Source organism: Haematospirillum sp. H4485 (assembly GCF_012102745.1).
Lineage (GTDB): Bacteria > Pseudomonadota > Alphaproteobacteria > Rhodospirillales > Rhodospirillaceae > Haematospirillum.
Genome location: NZ_JAAVSY010000016.1, coordinates 24,389 through 38,666, shown reverse-complemented (window position 1 = coordinate 38,666; position 14,278 = coordinate 24,389). Strand labels below are relative to the sequence as shown.

Annotated in this window: 7 protein-coding genes and 2 pseudogenes; 2 read left to right on the top strand and 7 right to left on the bottom strand. The window is 59.8% G+C overall.

Features of this window, described 5'->3' with window-relative positions:
- Positions 1–605: pseudogene (locus HEQ61_RS11110) on the top strand (hypothetical protein); the annotation flags it as partial.
- Positions 606–798: 193 nt separating this feature from the next.
- Here the strand turns inward: HEQ61_RS11110 and HEQ61_RS10315 are convergent.
- A complete protein-coding gene (locus HEQ61_RS10315; RefSeq protein WP_168021305.1) occupies positions 799–1,314 on the bottom strand; it encodes an SMI1/KNR4 family protein in 516 nt (171 codons plus the stop codon).
- A complete protein-coding gene (locus HEQ61_RS11635) occupies positions 1,314–1,910 on the bottom strand; it encodes a DNA/RNA non-specific endonuclease (RefSeq protein WP_168021346.1) in 597 nt (198 codons plus the stop codon). The genes HEQ61_RS10315 and HEQ61_RS11635 overlap by 1 nt, the downstream gene beginning before the upstream one ends.
- 777 nt (positions 1,911–2,687) lie before the next feature.
- On the opposite strand from HEQ61_RS11635, the pseudogene HEQ61_RS10305 reads away from it, so the two are divergent.
- Positions 2,688–2,942: pseudogene (locus tag HEQ61_RS10305) on the top strand (Tn3 family transposase); the annotation flags it as partial.
- A 33-nt stretch (positions 2,943–2,975) separates the two neighbouring features.
- Here HEQ61_RS10305 and HEQ61_RS10300 read toward each other — a convergent pair.
- Genes HEQ61_RS10300 through HEQ61_RS10280 form a run of 5 tightly spaced genes read right to left on the bottom strand, consistent with a single transcriptional unit; the run spans position 2,976 to position 13,732 of the window.
- Complete coding sequence (locus HEQ61_RS10300; RefSeq protein ID WP_168021307.1) at positions 2,976–3,290, bottom strand: hypothetical protein; 315 nt, start codon at positions 3,288–3,290, stop codon at positions 2,976–2,978.
- Positions 3,287–4,504, bottom strand: coding sequence for a hypothetical protein (locus tag HEQ61_RS10295; RefSeq protein ID WP_168021309.1), 1,218 nt, complete (start codon positions 4,502–4,504; stop codon positions 3,287–3,289). Before HEQ61_RS10295 ends, HEQ61_RS10300 begins: the two co-directional genes overlap by 4 nt.
- Before the next feature lie 25 nt (positions 4,505–4,529).
- Entirely contained in the window at positions 4,530–5,189 is a 660-nt protein-coding gene (locus HEQ61_RS10290) for an imm11 family protein (RefSeq protein WP_168021311.1), read from the bottom strand.
- A gap of 10 nt (positions 5,190–5,199) precedes the next feature.
- Positions 5,200–12,024, bottom strand: coding sequence for a hemagglutinin repeat-containing protein (locus HEQ61_RS10285; protein WP_168021313.1), 6,825 nt, complete (start codon positions 12,022–12,024; stop codon positions 5,200–5,202).
- A gap of 22 nt (positions 12,025–12,046) precedes the next feature.
- Complete coding sequence (locus tag HEQ61_RS10280) at positions 12,047–13,732, bottom strand: ShlB/FhaC/HecB family hemolysin secretion/activation protein (RefSeq protein WP_168021315.1); 1,686 nt, start codon at positions 13,730–13,732, stop codon at positions 12,047–12,049.
- Positions 13,733–14,278: the final 546 nt, after the last annotated feature.

The following is a 14,278-nucleotide window of genomic DNA, read 5'->3' as shown; positions in this document are numbered from 1 at the left end:
CGACAAGGGATATGACGCCAATGCGCAGCCTCTCGGTCGTGCCCGTCATTCCTCGACGCCGCAACAGAAAGCGCGCCATCGCCTGTGACGCGCGGCGATACCGAGACCGCCACCTGATCGAAAACGCCTTCTGTCGCATCAAGGACTTCCGCCGCGTCGCCAGCCTCACCCGCGCCAACAACCGCGAACTGCACCCGGATCAGGCGCGTGTTGACCGTGGCCGCGGGTATGTGGAGGAGCAGTCCCGCCTGCTGGCGACCGGCCTTTATGCGTATACGCGCGGGGACCGGGCCCTGGATCTTCTTACCGCCAACAACAGTGCGGTCGGCCAGACCATCGGGGCCGGCAAGATAGCAGTGGGGGGTGCTGAAGTCCTTGGTGGCGTTGTGGCAGCAGCAGCGGGAACTCCCACAGTGGTCGGTGCCGGGGTGGGCAGTCTTGTCGTCTACGACGGCGTTGACACAACCTGGAACGGCTTTCAGGAAATCCGGGCCGACTACCGGGCCCCGCTGGGCCAGCGGGGTGCTGCAGTCGCTGAACCCGGACAACCCGGTATCCGTGCAGGGCCAGGTGCTGCTGCCGCTCCGGCCAAGCCTGCCAGATGAACCCTTATCCCGACTTTGTCGGACAGGCACTACCATCTGGTTGCGTGACTGTTGTTCGATGCTGATAGTGGGGTCCAAACGACAGCAGATCCTCAAGCTCCATACTTTTAAGGAATTTCCTCATTATCGTTCTCTATACCGCTCTATCTTCTTCTTAGAGGATCTGACAACACAGCAAGAAATTTATAAAAGATCAGAGTGGTACAAATAGCTTCTCTGCCTCCAAGAACTGGAGAGGTAATATTGACGATCGAACTTTTTTTTCCAGTAGCGCTACCAGAAAATCAGACATTGTAAGACCGCTTTTTTCTTCATTGGCTTGATCAGAGCTAAAGATTGCAACTTGCCAGATATTAGGGTTTTCCCCTTCTATAAGCCAAACAAGGCTGTCACCATTGTCCGTTACGCCCCAAGGTAAGAATGTATCAACTTCGCGCGCATAATCAGTCGGGAATTTTTCCTTCATCTGTTGGTACGCGTGTCTGAAATAGAGAGCCTTTTCTAGGTTAAGATTCGAGTTAGAAGAAAATGGGTTTAATATCCACAAGAATCCACCAATTACCCCAGTGCCATAGGTGGATATAAACAATTTATAATCAGATGGAAATTCGCACTGTAATGCTGCAGATATGGAATACCAGTCACTAACTGCCGATTCAGTCGTTTTTTCTGGTACCGGTAAAAGTTCGGTAATTTGTTCAATACCCATCAAGGAACTCCGCTTATGTTGGGGATCGATATATCCAAATAAAACCCGCCGGAACCACGCGCTGTAAGTGTCACCCCTACCGGCATCATGTTGCTCCCAGTATATATTGGAACCGCACGAAAGTTTACAGTTTCACCACTGCGAACAGCATGTTGAACTTGTCGCTCAAAGGATGACATATTGGGGTGGTTTGCGTTGCGTTGAAAAAGTGTAACCAGATTTCTGGCATCATCTCCTGCACCACCAAGCATTCTAGCCAGTAAATGACCCCGAGCATGATTAGCTCCCTGCCCGCCAAATCCTGGAGGGGAAATTGCTGGGTTCGCAGGAGTCCCAGTGCCGAGAGAGCCTCGATTTATAATTGCGGAGACTCCAGTTGGCCGACCCAAATTATCAAGGTCTCCCAATATCGTATTTGCAGGGGTTAATGCTGTGGGTCTAGCAAGATCTGGGTAGCCTGCTCCCGTATTTGTAGTTCTGTCCTTCACTGCCAGTGTGCCCAGGCCCGGCCCGTCTGCCCTGTTCAGGGCGCGGGCGGCGGTTGTGGCTTTTCCGATGGCGCGTCCTGCGCCCCTTATGGCGATGGAGGCGGCCATCTCGATGGCAAGGTCGGTGCCTTTTGCCGCAAGGTCGTCGATCACCTCCTGACGGCGGCCACCGGGGCCGGTACCCTGAATGCGCTCCAAGGCACTGGCCGTCAGCCCGAGGTCCGGCACGGGGGCCTGTACGGCCTGGTCCAGCTGCCGTGTCGGGATCCGCAGGTCGATGAACGCATCGGGGTGTTCGACAAGGGGAGCCGCGTGGTCGCGGGCAAACCGGAGCCGCTCGGTTTGCTCCTGCAGAGTGTCCCAGGCCGCACCGACCGCCAGAGCTTTATACGTTCCCGGACCACCCTGACGCAGCAGCTGGTCGGTGTGCCGCTCGCTTGCCGTATATGGCCTGAACCCGAATGATATACATTGTATATTGATTAAATATTATTTCGCCGCCTTCTGCGTTTCCTGCGCAAGCTGTTCGTGAAAATGTCCCGCCACCCGCAAGGGGGTAGCTGATGGACATTTTCACTCTCTCATGCAGGAAACGTTTTAAAAAGGCGGCGGGTCGGCCTTGGGACGCTTCGCTTCGGTTGCTCATTCTTCGCAACTTCGACCCAGGGCCGCAAAATTCAGAACGGTATATGGGGTTTGAGCAGCAACGGAGCAGAAAACCTACATAAGGATTTCAGTGCTCGTTAGCGATCCAATTCCTTGATCGTTTTTCTGTGGCAATTTAAGTGATGCTTCATCAGGCGGATGTCGTGGTGATAATCCTGCTTCGGACGAAACTCGTAAGCCGGATCAATATTGCGTCAACGCTACTGTGAAAGGCTGTAAGATCAACTCGGAACGCTCGGCCTGGTCGTCAATCTCGTCGTGCTCTGGAACACGATCTACATGGATGCCGCCCTGAATCAGCTCATGGCAGAAGGCCACGACGTGCGCCCCCAAGACGTTGCACGCCTGTTGCCGCTTGGCTCAAAACACGTCAATATGCTCGGCCAATACGCCTTCTCTCTGCCGGAATTAGTGGCCCGAGGCGAACTTAGGCCGCTACGCGATCCTCGGAAGACTGACCCTGACGAGCACTGAAATCCTTATGTAGGTTTTCTGCTCCGTTGCTGCTCAAACCCCGAAACCACATAAGCAGAACTCCCCTTCATAAAATTCACCCCTAACATTTCCTGAAACGATATAAACAAGCCTGCTGAATCCCTTTAGCAAAATATTAAAAAATTCATCTTCATATGAGATGTCTCCTTCAAATGATACTTCAATATCATCCGAAAACTTTATAATAATTTTATCGTCAATTTCATACATTTCAATTATATTATAAATAATATCAAACGGTCTGCCGTTATGTTGATTTGGGAGGAAAAAGTAGAATGATTCCTTATTTTTTGTCCAATTTTTAATATATTCAAAAGTCAGACTCATTTAACAATCCAATCTTTATTTGGGTTTTGTAGGAATATTTGCACTCCACCACCATATAGTTCTGGACGCGTTTCTGTGGTTCCTTTTTGTGGCGCAGATATACCCTCATAGTACTTTGTGCCTTTTGGTATTTTGATAACTGATTTTTTCTCTAGTGTATTTCCCCATTCAGGAAGAATAGCGCTTTCTAGTTGGGATTGCAGAGGACCAGCTGAGGGTTCCAAGGTCCAGTAACGCCCATCAGCAGGAGCTCGCCCACCATAATCACGATGCAGAAATAAATCTCTGTCTGAAACCTTTTCCGTATAAGTACCGCTACGAAATGTAGAAGCAGGGAATCTAGAATCATTCGGATTTCCCAATGGCCCCATCTCGTGAGGTCCAAACTTCCTGCCAAGCGCCGGGTCGGTTTTTGCAACCGAGGCGTCCGGGTTGGTGCGGGTCAAGGCTTTGGGGTTGACGCCGCCCGCCGTGGCCGGCTTAAGGCTGCCCAGGCCCACTTTTTCTGCCACCCGGTCGAGTGCCCGGCCGGCTTTTTCGCCGATGTCTCCGGCCAGTTTGCGGGCGCTGTTCCCCATTGCCTGGACCGGGGCGCTGGCAAGAATGTCGTCGGCTGTTCTTCCGATCGCGCGGGCGACCGGGGCGAAGGCCTTTTCTGCCCCGCGGACGGCTGCTCCCCCCACGGCGACAGCCCCGGCGACGATCATGTTCTCGGAGGTCAACCCGGCCTGCTGCATGCGCTGCTGCAGCACCTGGTCCTGCACGGATACCGGGTTGTCCGGGTTCAGCGACTGCAGCACCCCCTGGCCCAGCGGGGCCCGGTAGTCGGCGCTGAATAACTCCCGGGCACCGCGCTCGCCGAGAACACGCGCCTGATCCGGGTGCAGTTCGCGGTTGTTGGCGCGGGCGAGGCTGGCGATGCGGGCGGCGGTTTGGACCTCTTTGGCGGAGGCGCCGGTCAGCATGGTGGCGGCGGCACCGGCCAGCCCGGCCAGCTGGACCCTCATCCAGGCATTGTCGGACAGGCCGTCAAGGACCGGGCTGGCCAGTTCCTGCAGGCCCGCACCCACCGCACCGGCCAGGCACGACCCGCTGGTTGCCGCCCCGATCCCGCACCCGGCAGCGGCGTGCACCAGAACCTTGCGCACATCGCCTTCGCCGATCCCGAATTCAACGCCCAGATCCCCGATGCCCTGGAACACCTGCCCCGACACAACGTTGACCGCACCGGCCAGGGCCTCACGGGCGGGGAAGGGTCAGGCGGCTGCCGTCGGGGGCGATGCCAAGGGCGCGGTGTTTTGCGCGGATTTTCTCCAGGGCTGCGTCGCTGAGCATGCCGGCGTACCAGTCTTCCGGCAGGCACAGGTTCAGCCCCCGCAACCGGCTGCGCTTCAGGTGGTCGCGCAGGGCCTGTGAGACCAGGATGTGGCCGCGAAACTCATCCAGCCGGGCCAGGTGATGCCGGTCCATGCACCCGGGCTTGCAGAACAGGATCCTGAAGCCCCGGATCCAGTCATCGCCGGGGGATAGCTTTAGCACCGACCGCTCACGGTCAACCCCTTCCACCGTGTGGGTGAGGTTGACCAGCTTGTACCCTTCCACATCACCGTCCGGGGCCTTCAGGAGCACATCGAACAGCTGGATGTCGTCGGGGGCAAAGGCGGTCAGGGTCTCCGCCAGCCGCGGGCTGACCACGGGCGATGCCGACGTGTTGGCCAGGTTGTCCAGGGTCCGGATCCGCTCGCACGGCATCTCGAATTCGATCACCCCGACCCCGGGATCCCCGCTGATACGCTGCCCCCGCCGGAATATAAAGCGGTCCGGGGATTGTTTTCTGTCATACACCCCCATCCGGCGGTTGCCGGTGTTGTAGGGGTCTTCCCATATATAAACAGCCATCTCGGTTCTCCTAATCTTCTGCCCACGGGCGTTTGTTCTTGTTCAGGCCGGTTTCGCCGGAGCGCAACTCCTTCCGTTCCCGGGCGATGATTTTGTCCAGTTCGTCCCGGTACTGCGGCGTGGTCCACCCTTCCAGGCGCCCCCGCTCGGCGATGTCATCCATCTCTCGTCCCAGACCTTTGCTGATCTCATCCCTGTGGCGCCCCAGGTGGATGGACCGGGTCGGGTGCAGCTCGGCCTTGGTGGGCAGAAAGATGCGGTTGGCACGGCTGTCGAGGTCAAAGTCGGCAAGATCCAGCAGGTCGTGGTCTTTGGTGGCCCTGTTCTTATTACTGATAATGTGGTGATCCTGGAAGCCTTTGGTGATCGCCTTGCGGTCAAAGCCGGTCTTTCCTGCCTCGTCCACCACCCCTTTTGCGGCGACGTCGGGTGTAGCTGGAGTGTTGGTTCCTTCGCGGAGGAAGGCGTTGGCGGCTGGGGTGTCCGGTGTGGTGCGGGTCAAGGCGCCGCCCGCCGTGGCCGGCTTAAGGCCACCCAGGCCCACTTTTTCCGCCACCCGGTCGAGGGCATGGCCGGCTTTTTCGCCGATGTCTCCGGCCAGTTTGCGGGCGCTGTTCCCCATTGCCTGGACCGGGGCGCTGGCAAGAATGTCGTCGGCCGTTCTTCCGATCGCGCGGGCGACCGGGGCGAAGGCCTTTTCTGCCCCGCGGACGGCGGCTCCCCCCACGGCGACAGCCCCGGCGACGATCATGTTCTCGGAGGTCAGCCCGGCCTGCTCCAGACGCTGCTGCAGCACCTGGTCCTGCACGGATACCGGGTTGTCCGGGTTCAGCGACTGCAGCACCCCCTGGCCCAGCGGGGCCCGGTAGTTGGCCCGGGTTTCCTGAAAGCTGTTCCGGGCTGTGTCAACGCCGTCGTAGACGACAAGACTGCCCACCCCGGCACCGACCACTGTGGGGGTTCCCGCTGCTGCTGCCGCAACACCACCAAGGACTTCCGCACCCCCCACTGCCATCTTGCCGGCCCCGATGGCCTGGCCCACCACACTGTTGTTGGCGGTGAGAAGATCCAGGGCCCGGTCCCCGCGCGTATACGCATAAAGGCCGGTCGCCAGCAGGCGGGACTGCTCCTTTACATACCCGCGGCCACGGTCAACACGCGCCTGAAGCGTTGCGTAGACGGGGTCGTCATCCTGCACCCCCGCGGTCGCATGGCGCAGATACAGCGCCGCATCTTCCAGACGTTCCTTCTCGTCCTCGCTGGCCCCTTCACCAAGCTCGGCCAGAACACGCGCCTGATCCGGGTGCAGTTCGCGGTTGTTGGCGCGGGCGAGGCTGGCGATGCGGGCGGCGGCCTCGACCTCTTTGGCGGAGGCGCCGGTCAGCATGGTGGCGGCGGCACCGGCCAGCCCGGCCAGCTGGACCCTCATCCAGGCATTGTCGGACAGACCGTCAAGGACCGGGCTGGCCAGTTCCTGCAGGCCCGCCCCGACCGCACCGGCCAGGCACGACCCGCTGGTTGCCGCCCCGATGCCGCAGCCGGCAGCCGCGTGCACCAGAACCTTGCGCACGTCGCCTTCGCCGATCCCGAATTCAACGCCCAGATCCCCGATGCCCCGGAACACCTGCGCCGACACAACGCCAACCGCACCGTTCACCAGCGCCGAACGGGCCGCAGTGTCCAGACCTTCTCCGTTGACGGCCATATCCACAACGGCCAGCACACCGGTGTTGATGGCGTCCTGAACCACCGTCTGCCCCAGTCCGGCCAGATGCCCTGCCGCACTGGCAACGCCTGCCCCGGCTGTTGTTGTCGCGGTGGTGGCCCCGGTACTGGCTGTTGACCCGGCTTCGGCGCCGGCTCTGGTGATGCCGCCGTCAAGCCCCAGCCCATCACTGACCCCCTGGGTCAGGCCGGCCGTCAGGGCACTGACCACCAGGGACCGCAGGGTATTGCTGGAAACGATAGACCGCAGCGCACCCTGCATGTCACCGGACACCGCGCCGTTGGCAACAGAGGTCGAGACAGTCCCCGCAACACCGGCCAGGGCGGCGTTCGTCATGGTCATGGCTGTCAGCTGGGCCGCTGTTCCGGCATAGGTGGCACCGGCCATCGACATGGTGGCCATGCCCGCCGACACCGACGTGCCGGCTGCCACTTCGGCAACACCGACGATATTCGCAGCCAGGCTGGCCGTGGCCCCGGCAGTCAGAACAGCGGTGGCAAGGGCGATCAGGACCATGGCCCCGCCACTTATGCCGCTTTTCTGGTCATGCCAGCTGCGGTAGGTCTCTTCCACGCCTTTCCAGTCAACCCCCGGCAGGGTCCGGACCGTTGCCAGGTAACCAAGGCCGGGAGCCTGCGCAAGCTGGTCAATGTCGGTTGCCAGATCGCCGGTCGCACGGTATTCGACCACGATACCGCCCGGGCTTTCGATCACAAAGTCGCCGCCGGATTCCAGAAGGGCGTGCCGGACCACCTCCCGTTCGTGGCCACGTTCTGTCATGGTCCACTTCAGGCCACCATCCCGGTGTTCCGAAACCGAAAGGTAATCCCGTTCCGTGTCTGACAGAAGGTGAAGCCTGGCATCCGGGGCTGCAAAGGGACCCTTCCCGACCCGCAAGGTCAGCGTGCCACCGGCGGAAACACGACTGGCGCGGATGGTGGTGTCAGACCCGGACTCTGTCGTCAGATCCGCAACAGAGGTCACATCAGAGCCTTTTATGCCGGTAAAGGCATGCTGCTCTGTACGGAAGCCACTTCCCCCCAGGAAGCCACCAAAGGCACCGGACTTCTTGACCCGGTACTCATGCACATACTGCTCGTGCAGTGATGTGACATGCAGGCCACCAAGGGCCGTGATGTCGACATTACCGCCACTCTTGATCCGGGATCCGGCAATCTCCATGTCACCGTCGGCATCCAGCGATACGGCGCGACCCCCCGAAAGCACGCTGCTTTCATAGGTCAGCCGGCTCTCGTTGACATGCTCGGTTTTCTTCTTTCTGAAAAGACCCCGACCCTTCGAGGTCGAACTGGAAGCATAGCGCGAGGCCTGCGCACCCGCCGCCACAGACAGTGCGTTGCCGGCCACCACATCCAGCCTGCCGTCGGCCGAAACCCGCGAGGCATCGATGCCGATATCCGTGCCCGACAGGCGGACATCACCACCGGACAAAACCGATGATCCCTGAAGGCGTTCCGCGTACGCACTCCGCGTGCTTCTGCGGCTGCTTGCCGCATCGCTGGACACATCCCGCGTTGCACCGACAACAAGACCGCGACCGGCTTTCAGGGTCGCATTGTCGGCAGCCTCAACCTTCGACCCCATAACGGAAACCGAGCCATCCGCTTCAGCCGTCAGGGTACCGCCCGTGGAAATTGATGATCCCCGGGAGCGCTGGGAATGCGAGCTGTGTGTGCTTCGGCCGACGGTCCCGGCATAGGTGTGCTCATCGCGCGTAGCACCGACAACAAGATCACGACCGGCCTTCAGGGTCGTATTGCCGGCAGCCTCAACCTTCGAGCCCAGAACGGAAACCGTACCACCAGCCTCAACCGTCAGGGTGCCGCCCACATCAACCGTACTGCCACGATGGGTAACCGCTGTTCCGGATCCCTCGCCGACCTTTGTCCGGACAGTCCTGTATGGAGTGCAGTCGCTCCGGCCTGCAGCACAGTCCGGGTTGCGCACACGCCGCTCGGCATAGGAGGCACGGGTAAAACGGGTTTCTTCCTTCAGCCCCTCGATCGAGACATGACCGGCCTGGCTTTTAACAGCAAGATTGCCATCGGCTTTGACCTTGGTACCGGCAAGGCGGACGGTATCATGGCCGGATACAGACATCGCCCCGCCGGCGGCAAGCTCGCCACGTTCCAGATCAATGGTTCTGGCCGCAAGGGTTGTATTGCCCGTGCTTTTGATCTGCCCACCCCCGCGCTGCTTGATGTCACCGGCGGTAATGGTTGTGGTGCCCCCGGCCACCAGCCCACCATTCCTGCGGTTCAGGAAGGCCATGGCCGCAGAAAGCGGAACGTCCCCATTCTCCAGTGCCGGCGGGGATGCCAGGGCCTGAACCAGGTTCTCGCTGAGGAACCGGTCTGCCCCAACCTGGATTGGGTGTTCCTCGGGAATGGCACTACCAACGACAGATCCGCCCGGCCATACCGTACGATCCAGCGACAGGATTTCAGACAGACCCGGCTCGTGCTGTGCGGCCATGGGGCCGTAATTGAGGCGATCAAGAAGATACGCCGATGACAGGAACGCCTTCAGGTCACCCGGTTTCTCGACGGGGAGATCGCTTTTGGCAATCCGCAGGATTTCCTCCAGCTCCGCCCTCAGGGTGAGCAATGTGGAGGTCTCTGCCCCCGGAGTGCTGGGGACACGGTACTCCTGACCGGGGCTGGCGCGTCTCGGCCTGGGTGTTGTCGCGGCCTGTCGATCGTGAAGCTCGTCGACATGACCTTTCTTACCCGTCTGGCTGTTGATCTCTGCCCGCATCTCTGCAGCGCTGCGGCTGCCGATCGTCAGGTTGTTAACCTGTTCCGCCTCGATATCCAGTATGCCACCGGCCTCAATCACCCCCCCGAAGGTCTCGACGAAATCAAGGGTGCCTTGGTGACAGCTGTAGCAGGCGCGTTTGTGAACCTCGTGACGGGTACGGCTGGCCCCGAACGCAATATTGGTTACGGTCCGGGCCGAGATCTTCAGGTCCTCTCCGGCCCGGATTTCTCCGTAAACATTGCGGATACTGTCGGCATCCAGCGACAGGCCGCCGCCGGAACGGATTGTGGCCAGCACACCGTCATTGTTGAGGGCATCCTGTGTGATCGTCACCAGGATGTCGTAGCCCGCTCCGGAACCGGCACGGATCGCTTTCCACAGCGCACTGACTTCGGGCAGGATGGCCCCGTCCTTGATGTATTTCGGGTCAATCGCGGACAGGGTTGTGTCGTCCAGCGCCTGTCCGCTGGCAAGTTTCTCCCAGAGGGCAATATACCGCGTCCTGTAGGCGTCCTTGACAGGGAACGGGTCGGTTTGTTCCACAACCGGTTCATCAACACCGCTGTCTTCTGCGGTGCTGTCGTCTGCAGCAACGACCGGCGTAACGTGCGCCTCCTCAACCAACAGGTCGCGCATGAAATCAACGAGAGAGGGGACCCCGGCCTTGACAGCCTTTCCGCCCAGATTCTGGAAGTAGGCCACCCAGGCCGCGCTCGACCTGTCGGGATTGTCCTTGTCAAGGGCAGACGTGCGAAGCAGGCGGACAATACGGGGGTCCAGCGGCGTATCCCCCGAGACCGTGCCGGAAAAGAAGGTCTCCAGAAGGAGCAGGTAATCGTCACGCTTTCCGGGGTCAACGGAACCATCCGGCGCGAGGATATCCGCTGACACCAGGCGATTGCGGATATCCTCGCCCGGATTTACGGGGCCGGGCTCTTTTCTGAAAGTTTCGACGTTGTCCTTGATCCTGACGGTCGGGGCCGTCCCCTGGTTGACAATGGACTTGGCCTTGATATTTGAAAGCGTCTTTCCGGCCTCTATGGTGCCGTTCCTGTTCTCGACAGATTCGGACCGTCCACCCTCTCCTTTCGCATAGCCGATATCGAGCGTGTTTTTGCCAATGATCTTTCCGCCATCGTTGAGAACAAACGGCGCGTCGATGACACTATCCCCGTCAGAGAGCACCGTGCCCCTGTTCTCGACCCGCCGCCCGGCGGCCAGGGTTGTCTTCTGCCCGGACTTGATCGTCCCGCTGTTCTTGATGGTATCAACAGCCCCGATCGAAACCGATGTGCCCGCATCGATAGTGCCTGTGTTGTCAACCGTATGAGCCGCGACAGAAATGCTGCCTGAACTTTTTATGGTACCGGCGTTCTCGAACCGGTCTGTTGTTGTGATGGTGGTATCTGTGCCGGCGGACAGGCTGGACCCGGATCCAAGGCGGATATACCCCTTTGCATCAAGCGTCAGGCTGGAAGCCGAGACCATCGCGCCGTTCATGTTGACGCCGGCCCCGTCCTCGGTGGCAACCAGGGCAATCTGGTTGGCATACATTCCGCCCAGGGCGGCAACATCGAGGGCAATATCCGGGGCCGGGGTATCAACGGTTATCGGGTCGGCCGCGAGGCTGTTGGCATCAACCCTGTTCGTCCCCATGACAACATTCAGCCTGAGGCCCTTGACCTTGGCTTCGTCACGCAGGGCAATGGTGCGGGCAACAAGATCAATCTGACCGATGGATTGATCTTCCTTGGTGGCGTCAAAACCCGTTCCGTCGAACAGGATATCGCCGCCGCGGACCTCAAAGCGCTCCAGCTCGCCCCGGTCATTGAAAATGGCCGCCCCGGTCGAGAGAGTTGCCCGGCTGGTATTGATGAAGCCACAGCTGTTACAGGTGATGCCATCCTCGTTGATCACAACGACGCGGGCTTTCGGTCCGACCACTTCCAGCAGGCCGTCCATCTGCGAGCGGGTACCACCGATGACCTGATGGATGATCAGCTCGGCCTCATGCCCGGGGGTGAGGTTGGGATTGCCCTCGACAAATCCCGCTTCAAGCTTTGAGTAGGCGGCAATGGCCGAATTGTTGTCGATGGCTCCGCGCAACGGGACATCGAACGTATGGTGCAGATTGTTTGATACGCCACTGCTGTTGGGCGTGTTGATGTTGAAGAGCGGAATCCCGCTCCTTGACTGGTCGTCAAAGGCACGTTCCGTGTTCGTGACCGGCTGGGCGTGGACCAGAACAGGAGAGAGCGGGTAAAACAGGGCCGCAAGCAAGGCGGATGCTTTCTGGAACAGACGAAAGGCGCGTATCAGTGTGTGCATGGCTTCCCCCTGGCTCCTGTCCCTAGAACGACAGCGCCATCTGCACGTACTTCACCGTGCCAGGGTCGGTAAAAGAGGCCGGGCGCTCAAGGGCCCGTGCAACGGTCAGGTCAAGATGCAGCCGGCTGAAAAGAGACAGCCGGACGCCTGCCGAAGCCCCGACCAGGACGGATTGCCCATAGGTCCGGTGATCATCGGCGCTCAGGGTGACAGAGCCACCGTCCAGCCCGAGAACGAACGCAACCTGTGTATCAGGGTCCTCGTGCAGCCGGATTGCCAGATCATTGCGGGTCGAGAGACCCTTGCTTCCTGACAGGCTGTTTTCCTGGAACCCGCGTATGCCGAAAGAGCCACCGCCCAGGGAAAACCGGTCGGAACTCGACAGGGCACTGCGTGAGTACTGGCCCCGGATCTGATGATCCAGACGCAAGAGACCATCCATGAACCGGGCATGCACCGCCGAAGTGCCCGTAACCAGGAACGGCTCCGGATCAAGCGCGGGGTTCAGGGGTCTTCGTGCTCCCATGGCCTCCAGGCCACGGATCGCATTCACGGACCAGCTGTGGTAGCCTCCGCCAAAGTGGGTCCGTCCGCTCAGGCCTGCCTTTGCCTTGGTCGCAAAACGCCGCTGGACCAGGACCTCATGGTCACCTAGATAATTCCTTGAACGGGACAGGCCGACCCCGGCAACCGCATAGACCTTTGCCGCCTGACCACGCCACAGAAGGCGCTGCAGGTCTGCCGACAGCCTGTGATTATACCCATGCAGGGGGAAGCGCTGGTTGATGCCCGGAAGCGTGAACCTGTACGTGTTGTACCCGGCTCCGATGTGCAGGCCCCAGTTCCCGAAAAGGATCAGATAACGGCCGTGTACATCCCGGGCGTAGGTCTTGCCCCCTGAAAGTCCCCTTGTCGTCGATGATACGCCAAGCCGGAGCGTGTCGTTACGATTGAGGAGATTGTCGTAATGAACGTCTGCCCCGGTCTTGTAGCGACCGGTATTCCGGTAGCCAAGATTGTCCAGGGACAGACGTCCCCCGAGCGGGAACCTGTTTTGCGGGGATATCCGGACAATGGATGTTCCGTGGCGGGTTCCGGGGTACAGCTTGAAGGTACCGGACTGTGTCGGCGGAGCGTTGAAGTTCTCAAGGGCCTGTTCGATATCACGCAGGTTGACAAGGTCCCCCTTCCCCGATGGAAAGGCAGAATGGATACGGGAATCAGCCGCCTGCCCCCCTTCATAGTCGAAGTCCTCGATCCGTCCGGGAATGACAAGAACACGGAGTGTGCCACCGGAGAGATCCTGCTCGGGCAGATAGACCCGGGTCGTGATCCACCCCCTGCCGGCATAAAATGCGTTCATGCTGTCCAGATAGCGGCTCAGATCACCCTGACGCACGCACGTGCCGTTCAACCTGTCGGCATCAGGGGGAACCAGATCCAGGTCTTCGGCCCCTTCAACCCTGGTTGTGGATACCGGAAAACAGGGACCCGGATCCTCTTCCCCCTCATCCGGTCCATCCCCGGGGCGTTCCAGATGAATATCAGGCCTTTTGTCCGGTTCGGTGTTGAAGTCCCAGTCCCTTTGCTGCCGGCGCAACTGCTCCTGCTCGATGGATTTCACAACATCTTCGGGCGTGACCTGCGCAACCCCCGGACAGGCTGCAAGAAAAAGGGATGCAAGAACACACAGGACAAACCGGATCATGAACACACAAGGCCCTCCCCCCGGAACCAGTCAGGGACTGGCCGAAAGCCATAACGAATGACGGAAGGGACCCTGTGATTTTCGCACGACCAAGCACGTCGGCCCCTGCCTGAGGCCGGGGACAGCGATATTGTGTGTGCGATCACACACCACACGATGCAGACCGACAAAAACCGATCTGTCCAAAACAGTGTCTGCGAAGGAAATCCCTTGTGAAGACCGGCACGTGACCCCTTGCAGGGCTTGCACCAGATCCCTCCCCCCCACGATTTTGACGACGCCCCAAAGGACATCATTTTTGATTGTGCAAGCCCTATATCACTACCACCGGTAAATGAAAATGGTAAAATGAAAACAGGCCGGGATAAAAATGAGCGGTGGTGTGTCCTTGTCCGTACCCCTGACGGAATGCCGTTGCGCATGCCTGTGCTCCCACGAGGAATGTGGGTGGCGCGCTATGTGCCACAGGGAACCAACGTGACAGCGTCGCCTCTCTGACCGGGGGACAGCATCAAGGGCGGGCATGTATGCATAAAGCAGCGTCCG

Coding starts and splice junctions, on each gene's coding strand:
- HEQ61_RS10290 (WP_168021311.1), bottom strand. CDS start 5,189: ATGGCTGTTTATATATGGGAAGACCCCTACAACACCGGCAACCGCCGG.
- HEQ61_RS10315 (WP_168021305.1), bottom strand. CDS start 1,314: ATGGGTATTGAACAAATTACCGAACTTTTACCGGTACCAGAAAAAACG.
- HEQ61_RS10285 (WP_168021313.1), bottom strand. CDS start 12,024: ATGCACACACTGATACGCGCCTTTCGTCTGTTCCAGAAAGCATCCGCC.
- HEQ61_RS10280 (WP_168021315.1), bottom strand. CDS start 13,732: ATGATCCGGTTTGTCCTGTGTGTTCTTGCATCCCTTTTTCTTGCAGCC.
- HEQ61_RS10300 (WP_168021307.1), bottom strand. CDS start 3,290: ATGAGTCTGACTTTTGAATATATTAAAAATTGGACAAAAAATAAGGAA.
- HEQ61_RS11635 (WP_168021346.1), bottom strand. CDS start 1,910: ATGGCCGCCTCCATCGCCATAAGGGGCGCAGGACGCGCCATCGGAAAA.